This is a genomic window from Serratia sp. HRI, assembly GCF_010119335.3.
Taxonomy (GTDB): Bacteria; Pseudomonadota; Gammaproteobacteria; order Enterobacterales; family Enterobacteriaceae; genus Serratia; species Serratia nevei.
In genome coordinates, this window is record NZ_CP083690.1 from 4,347,254 (window position 1) to 4,362,763 (window position 15,510).

At 57.3% G+C, this 15,510-nt stretch carries 11 protein-coding genes, 1 tRNA gene and 1 pseudogene; 8 read left to right on the top strand and 5 right to left on the bottom strand.

The window, feature by feature from the left end; all coding sequences use genetic code 11:
• Positions 1–50 precede the first annotated feature (50 nt).
• Both gyrA and rcsC read left to right on the top strand, forming a co-directional pair.
• Positions 51–2,693: a DNA topoisomerase (ATP-hydrolyzing) subunit A gene (gyrA, locus tag GF111_RS20810; RefSeq protein WP_038876363.1), complete on the top strand. Its 2,643-nt coding sequence runs from the start codon at positions 51–53 to the stop codon at positions 2,691–2,693.
• A 167-nt stretch (positions 2,694–2,860) separates the two neighbouring features.
• Positions 2,861–5,722 (top strand): two-component system sensor histidine kinase RcsC, encoded by a 2,862-nt coding sequence (gene rcsC, locus GF111_RS20815; RefSeq protein ID WP_038883664.1) that lies wholly within the window; start codon positions 2,861–2,863, stop codon positions 5,720–5,722.
• Positions 5,723–5,783: 61 nt separating this feature from the next.
• On the opposite strand, the gene rcsB is transcribed toward rcsC, so the two are convergent.
• Genes rcsB through GF111_RS20835 form a run of 4 tightly spaced genes read right to left on the bottom strand, consistent with a single transcriptional unit; the run spans position 5,784 to position 10,763 of the window.
• Positions 5,784–6,434 carry a response regulator transcription factor RcsB gene (rcsB, locus tag GF111_RS20820; RefSeq protein WP_004935900.1) on the bottom strand — a complete coding sequence of 217 codons (651 nt, stop codon included), beginning with the start codon at positions 6,432–6,434 and terminating at the stop codon, positions 5,784–5,786.
• Entirely contained in the window at positions 6,427–9,129 is a 2,703-nt protein-coding gene (gene rcsD, locus GF111_RS20825) for a phosphotransferase RcsD (protein ID WP_147190610.1), read from the bottom strand. The genes rcsB and rcsD overlap by 8 nt, the downstream gene beginning before the upstream one ends.
• A 20-nt stretch (positions 9,130–9,149) precedes the next feature.
• Positions 9,150–10,304 (bottom strand): MFS transporter, encoded by a 1,155-nt coding sequence (locus GF111_RS20830; protein WP_047730202.1) that lies wholly within the window; start codon positions 10,302–10,304, stop codon positions 9,150–9,152.
• 54 nt (positions 10,305–10,358) lie between these two features.
• Positions 10,359–10,763 carry a DUF4186 domain-containing protein gene (locus tag GF111_RS20835; protein WP_370633555.1) on the bottom strand — a complete coding sequence of 135 codons (405 nt, stop codon included), beginning with the start codon at positions 10,761–10,763 and terminating at the stop codon, positions 10,359–10,361.
• A gap of 490 nt (positions 10,764–11,253) precedes the next feature.
• Here GF111_RS20835 and GF111_RS20840 point away from each other — a divergent pair.
• From GF111_RS20840 to GF111_RS20850, 3 genes and pseudogenes are all read left to right on the top strand, one after another.
• Positions 11,254–11,754: pseudogene (locus tag GF111_RS20840) on the top strand (IS5 family transposase); the annotation flags it as partial.
• A gap of 209 nt (positions 11,755–11,963) precedes the next feature.
• The gene (gene ompC / locus GF111_RS20845) at positions 11,964–13,094 is read left to right on the top strand and encodes a porin OmpC (RefSeq protein WP_038876356.1); all 1,131 of its coding nucleotides are present in this window, start codon (positions 11,964–11,966) and stop codon (positions 13,092–13,094) included.
• A gap of 149 nt (positions 13,095–13,243) precedes the next feature.
• Positions 13,244–13,660: a VOC family protein gene (locus GF111_RS20850; RefSeq protein WP_047730203.1), complete on the top strand. Its 417-nt coding sequence runs from the start codon at positions 13,244–13,246 to the stop codon at positions 13,658–13,660.
• Here GF111_RS20850 and GF111_RS20855 read toward each other — a convergent pair.
• On the bottom strand, positions 13,654–14,232 hold the full coding sequence (locus GF111_RS20855) for a TetR/AcrR family transcriptional regulator (RefSeq protein ID WP_055317192.1): 579 nt from the start codon (positions 14,230–14,232) through the stop codon (positions 13,654–13,656). The two genes, GF111_RS20850 and GF111_RS20855, sit on opposite strands and share 7 nt — an antisense overlap.
• A 107-nt stretch (positions 14,233–14,339) precedes the next feature.
• On the opposite strand from GF111_RS20855, the gene GF111_RS20860 reads away from it, so the two are divergent.
• The 3 genes from GF111_RS20860 to GF111_RS20870 all read left to right on the top strand — a co-directional run bounded on the left by GF111_RS20860 (position 14,340) and on the right by GF111_RS20870 (position 15,510).
• Positions 14,340–14,807 carry a nuclear transport factor 2 family protein gene (locus GF111_RS20860; protein ID WP_025303631.1) on the top strand — a complete coding sequence of 156 codons (468 nt, stop codon included), beginning with the start codon at positions 14,340–14,342 and terminating at the stop codon, positions 14,805–14,807.
• 127 nt (positions 14,808–14,934) lie between these two features.
• Positions 14,935–15,264 carry an osmotically-inducible lipoprotein OsmE gene (osmE, locus tag GF111_RS20865; RefSeq protein WP_025303630.1) on the top strand — a complete coding sequence of 110 codons (330 nt, stop codon included), beginning with the start codon at positions 14,935–14,937 and terminating at the stop codon, positions 15,262–15,264.
• Positions 15,265–15,422: 158 nt separating this feature from the next.
• Positions 15,423–15,510 (top strand) — tRNA-Ser (locus GF111_RS20870).

Genomic DNA, 15,510 nt, shown 5'->3' on the forward strand with positions numbered 1-15,510 from the left:
GCCACTATGGCAGCGGGCAGATGAATCATTAGTAGAGGGATAGCAGCTCCATGAGCGACCTTGCCAGAGAAATCACACCGGTAAACATCGAAGACGAGTTGAAAAACTCGTATCTGGATTATGCGATGTCCGTTATTGTCGGACGTGCGCTGCCAGATGTTCGTGATGGACTGAAGCCGGTTCACCGCCGCGTTCTGTACGCGATGAGCGTACTGGGTAACGACTGGAATAAACCATACAAGAAATCGGCCCGTGTCGTCGGGGACGTGATCGGTAAATATCACCCACACGGTGACAGCGCGGTTTACGACACTATCGTGCGTATGGCCCAGCCGTTTTCACTGCGCTACATGCTGGTGGACGGCCAGGGTAACTTCGGTTCCGTCGACGGCGACTCCGCCGCGGCAATGCGTTATACCGAAGTGCGCATGTCCAAGATTGCTCACGAACTGTTGGCGGACCTGGAAAAAGAAACCGTCGACTTCGTGCCTAACTATGATGGCACCGAGCAGATCCCGGCCGTCATGCCGACCAAGATCCCGAACCTGCTGGTCAACGGCGCATCGGGCATCGCCGTGGGCATGGCTACCAATATTCCGCCGCACAACCTGACAGAAGTCGTCAACGGCTGCCTGGCCTATATCGACGATGAAAACATCAGCATCGAAGGGCTGATGGAACACATCCCGGGGCCGGACTTCCCGACGGCGGCGATCATCAACGGCCGCCGCGGCATTGAAGAGGCCTACCGCACCGGGCGCGGTAAAATCTACCTGCGCGCGCGCGCGGAAGTGGAAGCCGACGCCAAGACCGGGCGCGAAACCATCATCGTTCACGAGATCCCGTATCAGGTGAACAAGGCGCGTCTGATCGAGAAGATCGCCGAGCTGGTGAAAGAAAAGCGCGTGGAAGGCATCAGCGCGCTGCGCGACGAGTCCGATAAAGACGGCATGCGCATCGTGATCGAAGTCAAACGCGATGCGGTCGGCGAAGTGGTGCTGAACAACCTGTATGCGCTGACGCAACTGCAGGTCACCTTCGGCATCAACATGGTCGCGCTGCATCAGGGCCAGCCTAAGCTGCTGAACCTGAAAGACATCCTCGAAGCCTTCGTGCGTCACCGCCGCGAAGTGGTTACCCGCCGCACCATCTTCGAACTGCGCAAGGCCCGCGACCGCGCCCATATTCTGGAAGCGCTGGCCATCGCGCTGGCCAACATCGATCCGATCATCGAGCTGATTCGCCGTGCGCCGACCCCGGCCGAAGCGAAAGTTGCGCTGGTGGCGCAGCCGTGGGATCTGGGCAACGTCAGCGCCATGCTGGAGCGCGCCGGTGACGACGCCGCCCGTCCTGAGTGGCTGGAGCCGGAGTTCGGCATCCGCGACGGCAAATACTACCTGACCGAGCAGCAGGCTCAGGCGATTCTGGATCTGCGCCTGCAGAAACTGACCGGCCTGGAGCACGAGAAGCTGCTGGACGAATATAAAGAACTGCTCAACTTTATCGCCGAGCTGATCTTTATTCTGGAAAGCCCAGAGCGCCTGATGGAAGTGATCCGCGAAGAGCTGGTGGCAGTCAAAGAGCTGTACAACGACGGCCGCCGCACCGAGATCACCGCCAATACTTCCGACATCAACATCGAAGACCTGATCAACCAGGAAGACGTGGTGGTGACCCTGTCTCATCAGGGCTACGTGAAGTATCAGCCGCTGTCCGACTATGAAGCTCAACGCCGCGGCGGCAAAGGCAAATCTGCGGCGCGTATTAAAGAAGAAGACTTTATCGATCGCCTGCTGGTGGCCAACACCCACGATACGATCCTGTGCTTCTCCAGCCGTGGCCGCCTGTACTGGATGAAGGTGTACCAACTGCCTGAAGCCAGCCGTGGCGCGCGCGGTCGCCCAATCGTCAACCTGCTGCCGCTGGAAGCCGATGAGCGTATCACCGCCATCCTGCCGGTGCGCGAGTATGAAGAAGGGCGCCACGTGTTCATGGCCACCGCCAGCGGTACCGTGAAGAAAACCGCGCTGACCGAGTTTAGCCGTCCGCGCAGCGCCGGCATCATCGCCGTCAACCTCAACGAGGGCGACGAACTGATCGGTGTCGATCTGACCGACGGCAGCAATGAAGTGATGTTGTTCTCCGCCAACGGTAAAGTGGTACGCTTCCCGGAAACGCAGGTGCGTTCGATGGGCCGTACCGCAACCGGCGTGCGCGGCATCAACCTTGGCGAAGGCGACAGCGTGATCTCCCTGATCGTGCCGCGCGGCGAAGGCGACATCCTGACCGTGACGCAAAACGGCTTCGGTAAACGCACCGCCGTGACCGAATATCCGACCAAGTCACGCGCCACCCAGGGGGTTATCTCCATCAAGGTGAGCGAGCGTAACGGCCAGGTGGTCGGCGCCGTACAGGTGGAAACCAGCGACCAGATCATGATGATCACCGATGCCGGCACGCTGGTGCGTACCCGCGTTTCGGAAGTCAGCGTGGTGGGCCGTAACACCCAGGGCGTGACGCTGATCCGCACGGCGGAAGACGAAAACGTCGTCGGCCTGCAGCGCGTGGCCGAGCCGGTGGAAGACGAAGAGCTGGACAGCCTGGAACCGGGGGCGGAAGCGGTGGAAGAAGACACCACGCCGCTGGACGATGGCGACGACGCGGCTGAGCCGATGGACGACGACAACGTTTAAAGCAAGGTGAGGGCGTCGGCATGCCGACACCCTAATGCACTGAGACAGAAGGGCCTGGCAGCGATGCTAGGCCCTTTTTCAGTTATATGGTTTAATTGGCGCACCGAGCCGCCGGCTGCCGCGCCGGCGAATGCGTGCGCCGCCACTGACTTTCGTATGGTATCCGATTGAAATACTTAGCCTCTTTTCGAACTACGCTGAAGATATCCCGCTATCTGTTCCGGGTGCTGGCGATTTTGCTGTGGTCGTTGGGAGCGCTGCTCACCACCTTTTATATTCTGAATATCCTGCATCAGAAAGAGTCGGATATCCGGCAGGACTACAACCTCAACTTCGATCAGGCGCAGGGCTACATCCGCCATTCCGCCGACATCATCCGCGACATCAAGTATATGGCGGAGAACCGTCTCAACGGGTCGGTCAGCAGCCTGGACATGTTCAGCGGCGTGTTTCCCGGCAAGGGCAGCCCACCGCAATTCTTTCCGCTGTACCCGGAGTCCAACTGCACGCTGAGCACCACCTACCGCAGTTCGCTCGATTCGCTGAGCGGCCTGATCCAGTATTGGAAAGAGAACTTCGTGGCGGCCTACGATCTCAACCGGGTGTTCTTCATCGGCGGCGACAGCCTGTGTATGGCGGAGTTCGGCGGCGGCAACGCGAGCGCCAATCGGGAAAACGTGCTGAAGTCGCTGCACGAGCGCATTCTGAAATACCGCAACGCCAAGAATCTGGACAAAGACAACAACCTGTATTGGATCAGCCCCAGCGCGCAGCGGCCGGACGTCGGCTATCTGTATGTGCTGACGCCGATTTATATCGGCAACAAGCTGGAGGCGCTGCTGGGCATCGAACAGACCGTTCGGCTGGAGGATTTCGTTACCGCCGGCAACCTGCCGATCGGCGTCACGCTGCTGGATGAGAACAACGAGCCGGTGCTGCGCCTGGCGGACGGCGATCGCTATGCCGCTTCGCTCAACAGCTATCCCGCAGAGCACGCCTACTTCGGCTATGTCGACAATTATCGCGATCTGATCCTGAAGAAAGTGCTGCCGCCTTCTTCGCTGAGCATCGTCTATGCGCTGCCGGTGAAAAGTGTAGTAGAACGTTTCAAAATGCTGATCCTCAACGCGCTGTTGTTGAACCTGCTGTCGGCCATCGTGCTGTTCACGCTGGCGTGGCTGTTTGAGCGTAAAATGTTCCTGCCGGCGGAGGACAACGCCTTTCGCCTGGAAGAGCACGAGCAGTTCAACCGCAAGATCGTCGCTTCGGCACCGGTGGGCATCTGTATCCTGCGCATCAGCGACGGCACCAATATCCTGAGTAACGAACTGGCGCACAACTACATCAACCTGTTGACCCACGAAGATCGCGATCGCATTACGCGCATCATTTGCGAACAGCAGGCGAATTTCGTCGATGTGATGACCAGCAACAACAACAACCTGCAGATCAGCTTTGTCCACTCGCGCTACCGTAACGAAGATGTGGCGATTTGCGTGCTGGTGGACGTCAGCGCCCGCGTGAAGATGGAAGAGTCGCTGCAGGAGATGGCGGCGGCGGCGGAGCAGGCCAGCCAGTCCAAATCGATGTTCCTGGCCACCGTCAGCCATGAGCTGCGCACGCCGCTGTACGGCATTATCGGCAACCTCGATTTGCTGCAAACCAAGGCGCTGCCGCAGGGGGTCGATCGGCTGGTCAATGCGATGAACAACTCTTCCGGCCTGCTGCTGAAAATCATCAGCGATATTCTCGATTTCTCCAAAATCGAGTCCGAGCAGCTGAAGATAGAACCGCGCGAGTTCTCCTGCCTGGAGGTGATCACCCATATCGCCGGCAACTATTTGCCGCTGGTGGTGAAGAAACGTCTGGGGCTGTACTGCTTTATCGAACAGAACGTGCCGGAGCGCATTTTCGGCGATCCGGTGCGGCTGCAGCAGGTGCTCTCCAACCTGGTGAACAACGCCATCAAGTTCACCGATACCGGCTGTATCGTGCTGCAGGTCTGCACCCGCGGCAGCTATCTGGAGTTCAGCGTGCGCGATACCGGCGTCGGTATTCCGGAGAAGGAGATCTCGCGTTTGTTCGATCCGTTCTTCCAGGTGGGCACCGGCGTGCAGCGCCATTTCCAGGGAACCGGCCTGGGGTTGGCTATCTGTGAGAAACTGATCAACCTGATGGACGGCGATATCGCCGTCGAGTCCGAACCGGGTCTGGGCAGCTTGTTCAGCATCCGCATTCCGCTGTTCAACGCTCAGTTCCCCATCCCGCAGGCCAGCGATACCTGGCAGGGCCGTCGGCTGTGGCTGGATATCCGCAATCAGCGGCTGGAAAGTTACCTGATGGCGATTCTGGGGGGGTACGGCGCCGATATCCAGCGCTATGACGGCCAAGAGACCGCCGCCGGAGAGGTGATGCTCAGCGATCATCCGCTGATGCTGGACACGCCGCTGCTGGCTCAGATCCAATTCTCTACCGAACATATCGGCCCATCGCTGGAAACCCGGCCGGGTTATTGGATGCACAGCACCTCCACGCCGCGAGAAACGCTAAGCTTGCTCAACCGGTTGTTCGGCGTCGGCAGCGGCGCGGCAGAGGCGCTGGTGCAGCTGCCGGTGCCCGCCAAGGCCAGCGCGGCGGACAACGGCGATATTCATCTGCTGGTGGTTGACGATCATCCGATCAACCGTCGCCTGCTGTCCGATCAGCTGGGATCGCTGGGGTATCAGGTGGTGACCGCCAACGACGGCGTCGACGCGCTCGGCGTGCTGAAACAGCACCACGTCGATATTGTGCTGACTGACGTCAACATGCCGAATATGGACGGCTATCGCCTGACGCAGGAACTGCGACAGATGCAGTTCAGCGCGCCGGTGATCGGCGTGACGGCGAATGCGCTGGCGGAAGAGAAGCAGCGCTGCCTCGAGGCGGGTATGGATAACTGCCTGTCGAAACCGGTCACGCTGGAGACGCTGGAACAGACGCTGGCTTACTACAGCCAACGGGTACGCTACAGCCGCAGCGAGGCTTGAAAAGCAAACAGGCACGGCGAGTGCCGTGCCTGTTTGGTGCTAACCTGCCGTGAGGCGGGCTTTAGTCTTTGTCCAACGGCGTCATGCTGACGGAGGAGAGGTAGTTGAGCAGGGCGATGTCGTTCTCGACGCCCAGTTTCATCATCGCCGATTTCTTCTGGCTGCTGATGGTTTTGATGCTGCGGTTGAGTTTCTTGGCGATTTCGGTCACCAGGAAACCTTCGGCGAACAGGCGCAGCACTTCGCTCTCTTTCGGCGACAGGCGTTTGTCGCCATAGCCGCTGGCGCTGATCTTCTCCAGCAGTTTAGAGACGCTTTCCGGCGTGAATTTCTTGCCTTTCTGCAGGGCGGCCAGCGCCTTCGGCAGATCGGTCGGCGCGCCTTGTTTCAGCACGATGCCTTCGATATCCAGATCCAATACCGCGCTCAGGATCGCCGGGTTATTGTTCATGGTCAGCACGATGATCGACAACTGCGGATAGTGGCGCTTGATGTATTTAATCAGCGTGATGCCGTCGCCATACTTGTCACCCGGCATCGACAGATCGGTGATCAGCACGTTGGCGTCCAGCTTGGACAGATTGTTGATCAGTGCGGTTGAGTCTTCGAACTCCCCAACGACATTCACCCATTCAATTTGCTCAAGTGACTTCCGGATGCCAAACAGTACGATAGGATGGTCATCAGCAATAATTACGTTCAGGTTATTCATGTTGTTGGCTACCTTGCTTCAGCAGTCTGCTGACGAAAAAATCAATCTGACTGATGTTATTCTCGATCTCGGGCGCATCACCTTCTGCGATGCGCTGTTCTAACGATTCGCACAGCTGCTTGCCGGGAAGCAGATTTAACATGGCAAACACGCCTTTAAGGCGGTGTGCGGTTTGTGACAGCGCATTGAAATCACTGCTGCCCGCCTCAGTATACAGTTTTTTGACATCGTCGGGTACTGTATCGACAAACAGCCCATAGTAATCACTTGATTTCAATTGTTTTTCATAGAGTTGGATATCTTCTGAGCTCAATGAAAGCGGGCTTTCTTCCTGTTCCAGCGCGGCCATTTGCTGTTCGATCAGCATCATCACGGCGTCGATTAATGCGCCGTTCAGATTATAGTTCACCCGAATGTAGCGTTTATCCAGCGCTTGCCAGCCCGGCTCATCGGTCGCCAACAACAGGGTGTAGTCATCGGCGCGTTGTGGGTTATCGGTCAGCAGCACGTCATAATCGCGGTTGACCGCGCGATCTTCGGCGACAAGGCAGTCGGCGCCGTAGGCCTGCAGCAGGCGGGTCACGATGCCGCGCACCTCATCCGACGTGACGTCCAGCAGGGTGGTGACGCCGTCGAGCAGCTTTTCCTGCTCCTGCGGCTCTTTTTTCTCCATCTCCATGGCGATGCGAATGGTATAGCGAGTGCCGATATCCACCTTGCTGCGAATGTCCAACTGGCCATTAAGCTTTTTGCACAGCTGGTTGCACAGGAAGAAGGTGAGCCCGGAACCGTGGTTGAAGCGGTCCACCAGCGTCTGGCTGAGGAAGGGATAGTTGAGGTTGCTGATCTCTTCGTTGGAGATGCCGGAGCCGGTGTCGTTGATTTGGAAAATCAGGCGATCCGGGTGCTCGGGCTCATGGTCGACAACCAGCGAAATCTTGCCGCAGGCGGTGGTGATAATGGCGTAATGCACCAGCAGCGCGATCACTTTGCGAAGCGCGTTGGCGTCGCCGATATAGTTCTGCTCGACGTCCAGCTGGAAATGTTTGAACAGCGCCAGCCCCTTCTGATTGAGGGCAGGCAGGGCCTCCAGCAGCAACTCGTCGACCATTGCCGCTGGGTTGAACGGTTCGCGCGTAGGCTGCCAGTCCTGGGTTTCCAGCCGGGTCAGCAGGGTAATGTTATCGATCAAACCCAGCACCGAAGCCGACTCCGCGATCAACTGGCCCAGCAGTGCCTGCTGCTGCTGCTCATCCGGCCGGTCGCGCAGACGCTCGACCAGATCGTGCATCTGGCGTACCGGCTGATTGAGCTCGATGCCCAGGTTGTGCAGCATCAGCTTGCGTGCCTGAACGTTCTTGTCGTATTCGCGCCGCGCCTGCTGCAGCCGCTTGTTCACCATCACCTCTTTATCCTGGTCGTGCATCAGGAACAGGTAGGTGTCCGGCGACAGCTGGCTGCGGAAGATACGGATTTCATACACTTCATTGTTGACCGTCGCCTGGATCACCCCGTGATGCTGTTCGGCCATATGGGCGATTTTTTGCAGGCTGAGGTGCGGCAGCAGGTGTTCGGCGATTTTGTTGCTGGCGATCACCGTATTGTTGGCGAAGCTGTAGACCAGCAGGCCGGAAGGCAGGCTGGAGACGATCTCCTGATTCAGCGCGCGCTCGGCTTCCAGCTCCACCGCCATGTTTTCGCTCGGGCGAATGTACTGGCGGCGGATAAAATAGATGCTCAGCATCGACAGCGCCAGCAGCAGCAGGTTGATCGCGATCAGCCAGATGTTGTTGCGCAGCAGATCGATGGCCAGATTGATGGCCGAAACGCGATACACCACCTTCAGCGGCGCATTGGGCAGGGCGGCGCTGAACTCGACCCAACCACCGCTCATCGTCGCATGGGTACCGAGAGCCGTTTCCGCCGGGATGGCGCTGTCGTCGAGATCGACATCGTCCGGCAGCAGCAGGAAATTGGCGCGGGCCAGATTGACCGGAATGATGTCGTTGATCGGCAAGTCGAAGGCGATCACCGTCGCCAGATGTCCCGGCTGATTAAAGGTGGTGCGAATCGAGAACGAATAGGCGTTCTGGAAACGCTGCTTGCGCAGATCGGAAAAGCTCTCGCGCTCGTCGAGCATGTTGGCCTGTTGCAGCATCTCGGCGCGGCGTTCGTCCGCCGAGGTGGTCAGGTAGCTCTCTCGAAAGCGTGAAGCCAGCTCTTTGAGCGGCTGGGTGGTGATCAGACTGAGGCTGTTGTCCTGGCCATTGAGGTAATACATGGTGTAGTTCTCGGTCTTGGCACCCCAGCGGGTGTCCAGGTAGTCCGAGATGTTGGCGATCATTGCCAGCGTGTTCTCGTCATGGCTGCCGAAGATCACCGCGTCGGTTTTCTTGTGCGGCTTTTCGACATAATAGACGTCGGGCCGCAGGCGGGTTTCCTGCAAACCGGGATCGCTGTTCTGTGCCGGCGCATTGCCGAATTTGTCATAGACCTGGTAGGTCATATAGCGGTAGGTATCGATACGCTTTTGCAGCGAACCGGCTATGCTGTTCAGCGTGTACTTCTTTTCCGCCAGCCAGGCGTTGGTGTAGTTGTAACCATACAGGCCAATGCCGATCGTCAGCAGCACGATAAACAGCAGGAAGCAGCGGGTAATGTTGCTGGAGCTGATGGTCAGTTGTTTATTTTGCATAGTGGCTGCGCATTCCTGAATCAGCGAGTGACGGCCTTGGCGCTGGCGGTTACCGCCAACAGCAGGGCGGCGACGCAGGCGAAAGCCACCGTCAGACTGGAAAACTGAGCGATAAAGCCGATCAGCGCCGGGCCGGCCAGAATACCGGCATAGCCGACGGTGGTGACGGAGGCGATCGCCAAATTGGCCGGCATGTCGCGCTGGTTGCCCGCCGCGCTGAACAGGATCGGCACGACGTTCGAGGCGCCCAGGCCGACCAGCATGAAACCGACCAGCGACACGGTGGCGTGATTGAAGGCGATGGCCAGGCTCAGACCGAGTGCGGCGCACAGGCTGCCCAGCAGCAGCACCCGGTAGCGGCCCAGCGAGTTCACCACCCGATCGCCATTGAGCCGGCCGAGCGTCATGGTGATGGAAAACAGCGCATAGCCCAGGCCGGCCTGGCTATGCTCGACGCCGCGCAGCGTGGTGAGGAACAGCGCGCTCCAGTCGAGCATCGATCCTTCCGCCAGAAACATGATAAAGCACAGGATGCCGATGAACATCACCCAGCCGCGCGGCAAGACGAACATCGGCCCGCCGTCGTCGGCACCGCTCTCACGCAGCAGATGGCGGCTGGCGAGCGCCAGCAGCACTATCACCGCCAGTACGGTAAGCAGGGTGGATTGTAGCGGCGTCAGGCCCAGCCACAGCAGCGCGCTGACGCCACCGGCGCCGGCAATGCCGCCGATGCTGAAGAAACCGTGAAAACCGGACATCATCGCCTTGCCGCTGGCGCGTTCGACGATCACCGCCTGAACGTTCATCGCCACGTCGATCATGCCGATCGCCGCCCCGAACAGCAGCAGCGCCACGGCCATGCCGCCGAGGGAATCCATCAGCGCCAGCAGCGGCAGATCGATACATAACCCGAGCCCCGCCATCAGGATCACTGCGCGGCAGCCCAGTTTGCCGGTCAGGAAACCGGTCAGCGGCATCGCCAGCATGGAACCGGCACCGATACAGAGCAGCAACAGGCCGAGCGAGCCGTCATCGATACCGATGCGCGTTTTGGCGAAGGGCACCAGCGGCGCCCAGGCGGCCATGCCAAGACCGGCGACGAAAAAGGCCAGGCGGGTGGCGATCTGTTGAGGAACGCCGGGCGTTTGCTGTTCATTGCACAAGGTGGCTGTCATGTAAGCGTCAGGATCTTGGGTCAAAAGAGTGGCGAAAGTTACTGACAGTTTTTATCACAATCCGCGATCCGGGTCGAAAAGATTCGCGTTTGATTCCTCTCTGGCACCGCCTCTGCGCACCAGCCACAGGGCGATCGCCTGGACTATATACGCCTTTTGCCGTTGGTCGAGCGCGATACCCTGCAGTATGCCGTGCCACTTTTCCAGGCAGCCGCGGCAGCAGGTGGCGGTGGCGTGTTGGGCGACAAACACCGGGTGGCCGCGCATCGGCGTTTGCTTACCGTCATTTTTAGGATGGGCGGCGGCCAGGCGACGGTCGATGAAATCGCGGGCATGGCTGAGGATCAGCGGCAATCCCTTGTCGTCGAGGTAGGTTTGGTCTTTGGCATTTAAACGGAAACGGGCGCGGAAGGGGGAGCTTTGCAGCCGCTGCCACAGCACGTCGGGTTGAAAGGGCATCATAACTTTACTCGCTGAGGGTGAGCTTTTTTTCAGGCTATCAGAAGTGAAACTCCGCGGCTAATTATGCCTGCGGCGAGAAATAACGGACGGGATAAAGCACGAAATGAAAAGCAAGCTCAATTTATAGACTAAAATAACAGAAAAGATTAGCAATTAGTGCGGAGGTGAATTAGTGAAACTATATCATGAGGTTATTTATTTGCTTGCTATTTGTACGAACTGAAATTGTGAGGAGAGTGTGGGGGGAAATAAAAAACCGGCCAGAAGCCGGTTAAAGGAATGCTGAAATTATCTTCGGATAATGAAGGTAATAATGAAAATAATGATGATAGCGAGGTGATTATAGCGGCTGCGTGCGGACAGCGTTTTGGCACAATGTGCTTATTGCCCGGCCTAATTGTATGGTTGCCTTTTTTTTCTTAAAGATATGTATAACTACATGATTTTTTATCAGTTAATCTATTCTTTGTCTTTAAGTGCTTTATTTGTTTTTACACTGATGAATGTTCCGTTGCGCTGCCCGGATTACACCAGTGTCAGCAAGCGCGCAAAGTCGGTTAATGTCAGTTTCAAAACGTTCACCCGGGGTGAAATCGCGCATCTGGTGATTGATTCCACCGGGCTGAAGGTCTTCGGTGAAGGCGAGTGGAAAGTCAAAAAGCATGGCCAGGAACGCCGCCGTATCTGGCGTAAGCTGCATCTGGCAGTTGACAGCAACACACATGAAATCATCTGTGCAGACCTGTCGCTGAACAATGTGACGGACTCAGAAGCCTTCCCGGGTCTTATCCGGCAGACTCACAGAAAAATCAGGGCAGCATCGGCAGACGGCGCTTACGACACCCGGCTCTGTCACGATGAACTGCGGCGTAAGAAAATCAGCGCGCTTATCCCTCCCCGAAAAGGTGCGGGTTACTGGCCCGGTGAATATGCAGACCGTAACCGTGCAGTGGCTAATCAGCGAATGACCGGGAGTAATGCGCGGTGGTTGTTTGTCTGTAAGGTTTTGTGAAAGTTCGCGCGTATTTACATTTTGAAACCTTTATTAATTACAATGAAACACTATCGGATACTTGGTATCATTTTCTTTCTGGATTAATATAACCCTTGTTACCAGAATGGTAATGCACAGTCGTGCTAATAATGCTCGAAAAGGGCAGTGGCCGTAGCTCGACATAATTAACGAGGATAATAACGATGAAACTTCGAGTACTCTCTCTGATGGTACCCGCACTGCTGGTTGCAGGCACAGCAGGCGCGGCGGAAATCTACAACAAAGACGGTAATAAACTGGATTTGTACGGTAAAGTCGACGGTCTTCACTATTTCTCCAGCAATGATGGCGCGGACGGCGATCAGTCTTATATGCGTTTTGGCCTGCGTGGCGAAACGCAAATCAGCGATCAGCTGACCGGTTACGGCCAGTGGGAATATCAGGCCAACCTGAACCATGCTGAAAACCAGGACAACAAGAACTTCACCCGTTACGGCTTCGCCGGTCTGAAATTCGGCGACTACGGTTCCTTCGACTATGGTCGTAACACCGGCGTGCTGTACGACGTCGCGGCTTACACCGACTTGCAGCCTGAGTTCGACGGCTCGACCTACGGCGCTGACCAGTTCATGTTCCAGCGCTCCAGCGGCCTGGCAACCTACCGTAACAACGGCTTCTTCGGTTTGGTTGACGGCCTGAACTTCGCCCTGCAGTATCAGGGTAAGAACGGCAGCGCTGAAGAGACCAACAACGGCCGTGATGTCCTGGGCCAAAACGGTGAAGGCTACGGCATGTCGATGAGCTATGACATGGGTTACGGCATCAGTGCCGCCGGTGCCTTCTTCAACTCTCGTCGTACCAGCGAGCAGAACGGCGGTGGCGGCTATCAAAACATCATGGGCCGCGGCGACAAGGCGGAAGGTTACTCCGGTGGCCTGAAATATGACGCCAACGACACCTACCTGGCCGTGATGTTCACCCAGTCCTACAACGCGGCGCGCTTCGGTAGCTCTACCAGCGATGCTTTCGGTTACGCCAACAAGGCGCAGAGCTTCGAAGCCTACGCGCACTACCAGTTCGACTTCGGTCTGCGTCCGTTCGTGGGTTATAACCAAACCAAAGGTAAGGATCTGGGCCGCGCCGGTAACGGCAAGGACTACGGTGATGAAGATCTGGTCAAATTCGTCGACCTGGGTGCGACCTACTTCTTCAACAAAAACATGTCCACCTATGTTGACTACAAAATCAACCTGCTGGATAACAACGACTTCACCCAAGCTGCCGGTATCAACACCGACAACGTGGTGGCCGTGGGCCTGGTTTACCAGTTCTAAGCACCTCAGTGTGAACGTCATCGCGCGGCCTTCGGGCCGCGTTTTTTTTGCCTGTAAAGCACGGATTGATCCGTTGTCGGCACGGGAAGCGCTTCGGATCTCCCCCGCTGGGCCTACGCTGTCAGAACAGCAAACAGAGCGGAGGTGATATGGAACTCAAGATCGACAAGGTGATCGAAACGGTGCTGTACGTCAGCGATATTGAACGCGCGGACGCTTTTTATCGAGAGGTGCTGCAACTGCCGGCGATGGTCGCCAACGAACGGTTTCGCGCCTATAACGTCGGCGATCGAAGCGTATTGTTGCTGTTTATTGAGGGCGATTCGCTGCGCGGGGCGCACTATCCGACCGGGTTTATTCCCGCGCACGATGGCGTGGGGCCGGCGCATATCGGGCTGGCGGTAGCGAAAGACCAACTGCCGCATTGGGAACGGCATCTGATGGCCAACGGCGTGGAGATAGAGGGGCGGATGCGCTGGGAACACGGCGGAGAGAGCATTTATTTTCGCGATCCCGACGCTCATCTGCTGGAGTTGGTGACGCCGGGCATTTGGGCCAATTACTGATCGAACCCGCCTTGCGCCAACATGTCCAACGTGGCATTCAGCACCTGCAGCGCGGCCTGCGGTTGCCGCTCTATCTGCACTCTGACGATGGCGCCGTCGATCAGCATTGCCAACATCGCTGAGTGCTGTTCCCGCTGTGGGCCGGCGGGCAGGTGACGTGCCAGCTCGTCCGCCATTTGTCGCTTATGCTGGCTGGCGATGTGCAGGCTTTCCGGCAGCAGGTCGGCAAGTTCCACCGCCGTATTGATAAACGCGCAGCCACGAAAGCGCGGATCGTCGAACCATTCCGCCAGGCAGGGCGCCAGCGCCGCCAGCAACCCGCCGGTTTGCGCCACATGCCTGGCCAACGCTGTGCTGAACCAAGCTAGCCACTGCTGGTGGCGATAGGCCAAAAACGCCGTAATCAAGTCGTTCTTGCTGGGAAAATGGCGGTAAAACGTCACCTTGGTTACGCCAGATTCCTTGATGATGCGATCGATGCCGGTGGCGCGGATCCCCTCCTGATAAAACAGATCGTGCGCCGTCAGCAGGATGCGCTGGCGGGCGGGCAAGGCGTTGAGATCGGCGGTCATCATTTTCTCCTGGGCTATTTCCGACTGATTGTAGACAACTCTGTCTACATGCGCTAGCGTAATATTGTAGACAGAGTTGTCTACATGCCTTCACTCAGGAGATGAACATGAGCATTAAACCCCCATTGCCGCCTTTTACCCGCGAATCCGCCATCGAGAAGGTGCGGCTGGCGGAGGATGCCTGGAACAGTCGCGATCCCGAACGCGTATCGCAGGTATATTCCCTCGATACTCATTGGCGTAACCGCGCGGAGTTTGTCGACGGCCGCGCAGCGGTGGTCGGTTTTTTACAACGCAAATGGGCGAAAGAGTTGGAGTATCGGCTAATTAAGGAACTGTGGGCGTTTGATGGCGCGCGCATCGCGGTGCGTTTCGCCTATGAATGGCGCGACGATTCCGGCAACTGGTATCGCAGCTTCGGCAACGAAAACTGGGAGTTCAATCAGGAGGGGCTGATGATCAACCGCCATGCTTGCATCAACGACATGCCGATCCGCGAACAGGATCGGCGTTTTCATTGGCCGCTCGGCCGGCGCCCGGACGATGTCCCGGCCCTGAGCGATTTCGGTTTTTGAATCTGACGTCGCGCCCGCGATGGCCGCTAGTGAGAAAAAGCGCACCGATCGACAAAGGTGAATTTGTAGAAAAGCCTTTCCACTTCTAGACTTAGGGGACAACAAACGCACTCCAAGAGGACAAGCTATGACGAAGAAGTTGGTTTTGGCCGTCGGCACTGCGGCGGTATTTTCCATTCTTGCCGGCTGTACCACCTATGATCGTGCAGCCAGCTATGTCAATGAGCCGGTGGTCAGCGATGTCAAAGTAGGGATGACCAAGCAACAGGTGCGGGCTATCGCGGGTCCGCCGTCGACCACCGCCACGCTGGTTCATGCGCAGGGCACTTGCGACACCTATGCGGTGGCGCCGCGCGACGGCAAAGTGCAAACGTACTTTGTCAGCTACAACGACACGGGCCATGTCATGAACAAGGGCTATCAAACCTGTTCAGACTACGATTCTCAGCCGAAATAATCGCGTTTCGGCCGACCCAAAAAGCCTCGCTTGCGCGGGGCTTTTCATTTTTTAAGCGTTTAAGGCCTGAAGTTTAGGCAACTGCACCGGTTGTGCCATTTTTTTTTCATGAAAACGATAGACATTTCATAACGGTATCGCTAATATCAGCGCCCATTGGAAGGATGGCCGAGTGGTTTAAGGCAACGGTCTTGAAAACCGTCGAGTGTAACAGCTCCCAGAGTTCGAATCTCTGTCCTTCCGCCA

What these genes read in the sequence shown, in the direction of transcription:
- gyrA (WP_038876363.1), top strand. Translation starts at nt 51, where the DNA reads ATGAGCGACCTTGCCAGAGAAATCACACCGGTAAACATCGAAGACGAG.
- rcsB (WP_004935900.1), bottom strand. Translation starts at nt 6,434, where the DNA reads ATGAATAACCTGAACGTAATTATTGCTGATGACCATCCTATCGTACTG.
- rcsD (WP_147190610.1), bottom strand. Translation starts at nt 9,129, where the DNA reads ATGCAAAATAAACAACTGACCATCAGCTCCAGCAACATTACCCGCTGC.
- GF111_RS20830 (WP_047730202.1), bottom strand. Translation starts at nt 10,304, where the DNA reads ATGACAGCCACCTTGTGCAATGAACAGCAAACGCCCGGCGTTCCTCAA.
- GF111_RS20835 (WP_370633555.1), bottom strand. Translation starts at nt 10,763, where the DNA reads ATGCCCTTTCAACCCGACGTGCTGTGGCAGCGGCTGCAAAGCTCCCCC.
- ompC (WP_038876356.1), top strand. Translation starts at nt 11,964, where the DNA reads ATGAAACTTCGAGTACTCTCTCTGATGGTACCCGCACTGCTGGTTGCA.
- GF111_RS20850 (WP_047730203.1), top strand. Translation starts at nt 13,244, where the DNA reads ATGGAACTCAAGATCGACAAGGTGATCGAAACGGTGCTGTACGTCAGC.
- GF111_RS20855 (WP_055317192.1), bottom strand. Translation starts at nt 14,232, where the DNA reads ATGACCGCCGATCTCAACGCCTTGCCCGCCCGCCAGCGCATCCTGCTG.
- GF111_RS20860 (WP_025303631.1), top strand. Translation starts at nt 14,340, where the DNA reads ATGAGCATTAAACCCCCATTGCCGCCTTTTACCCGCGAATCCGCCATC.
- osmE (WP_025303630.1), top strand. Translation starts at nt 14,935, where the DNA reads ATGACGAAGAAGTTGGTTTTGGCCGTCGGCACTGCGGCGGTATTTTCC.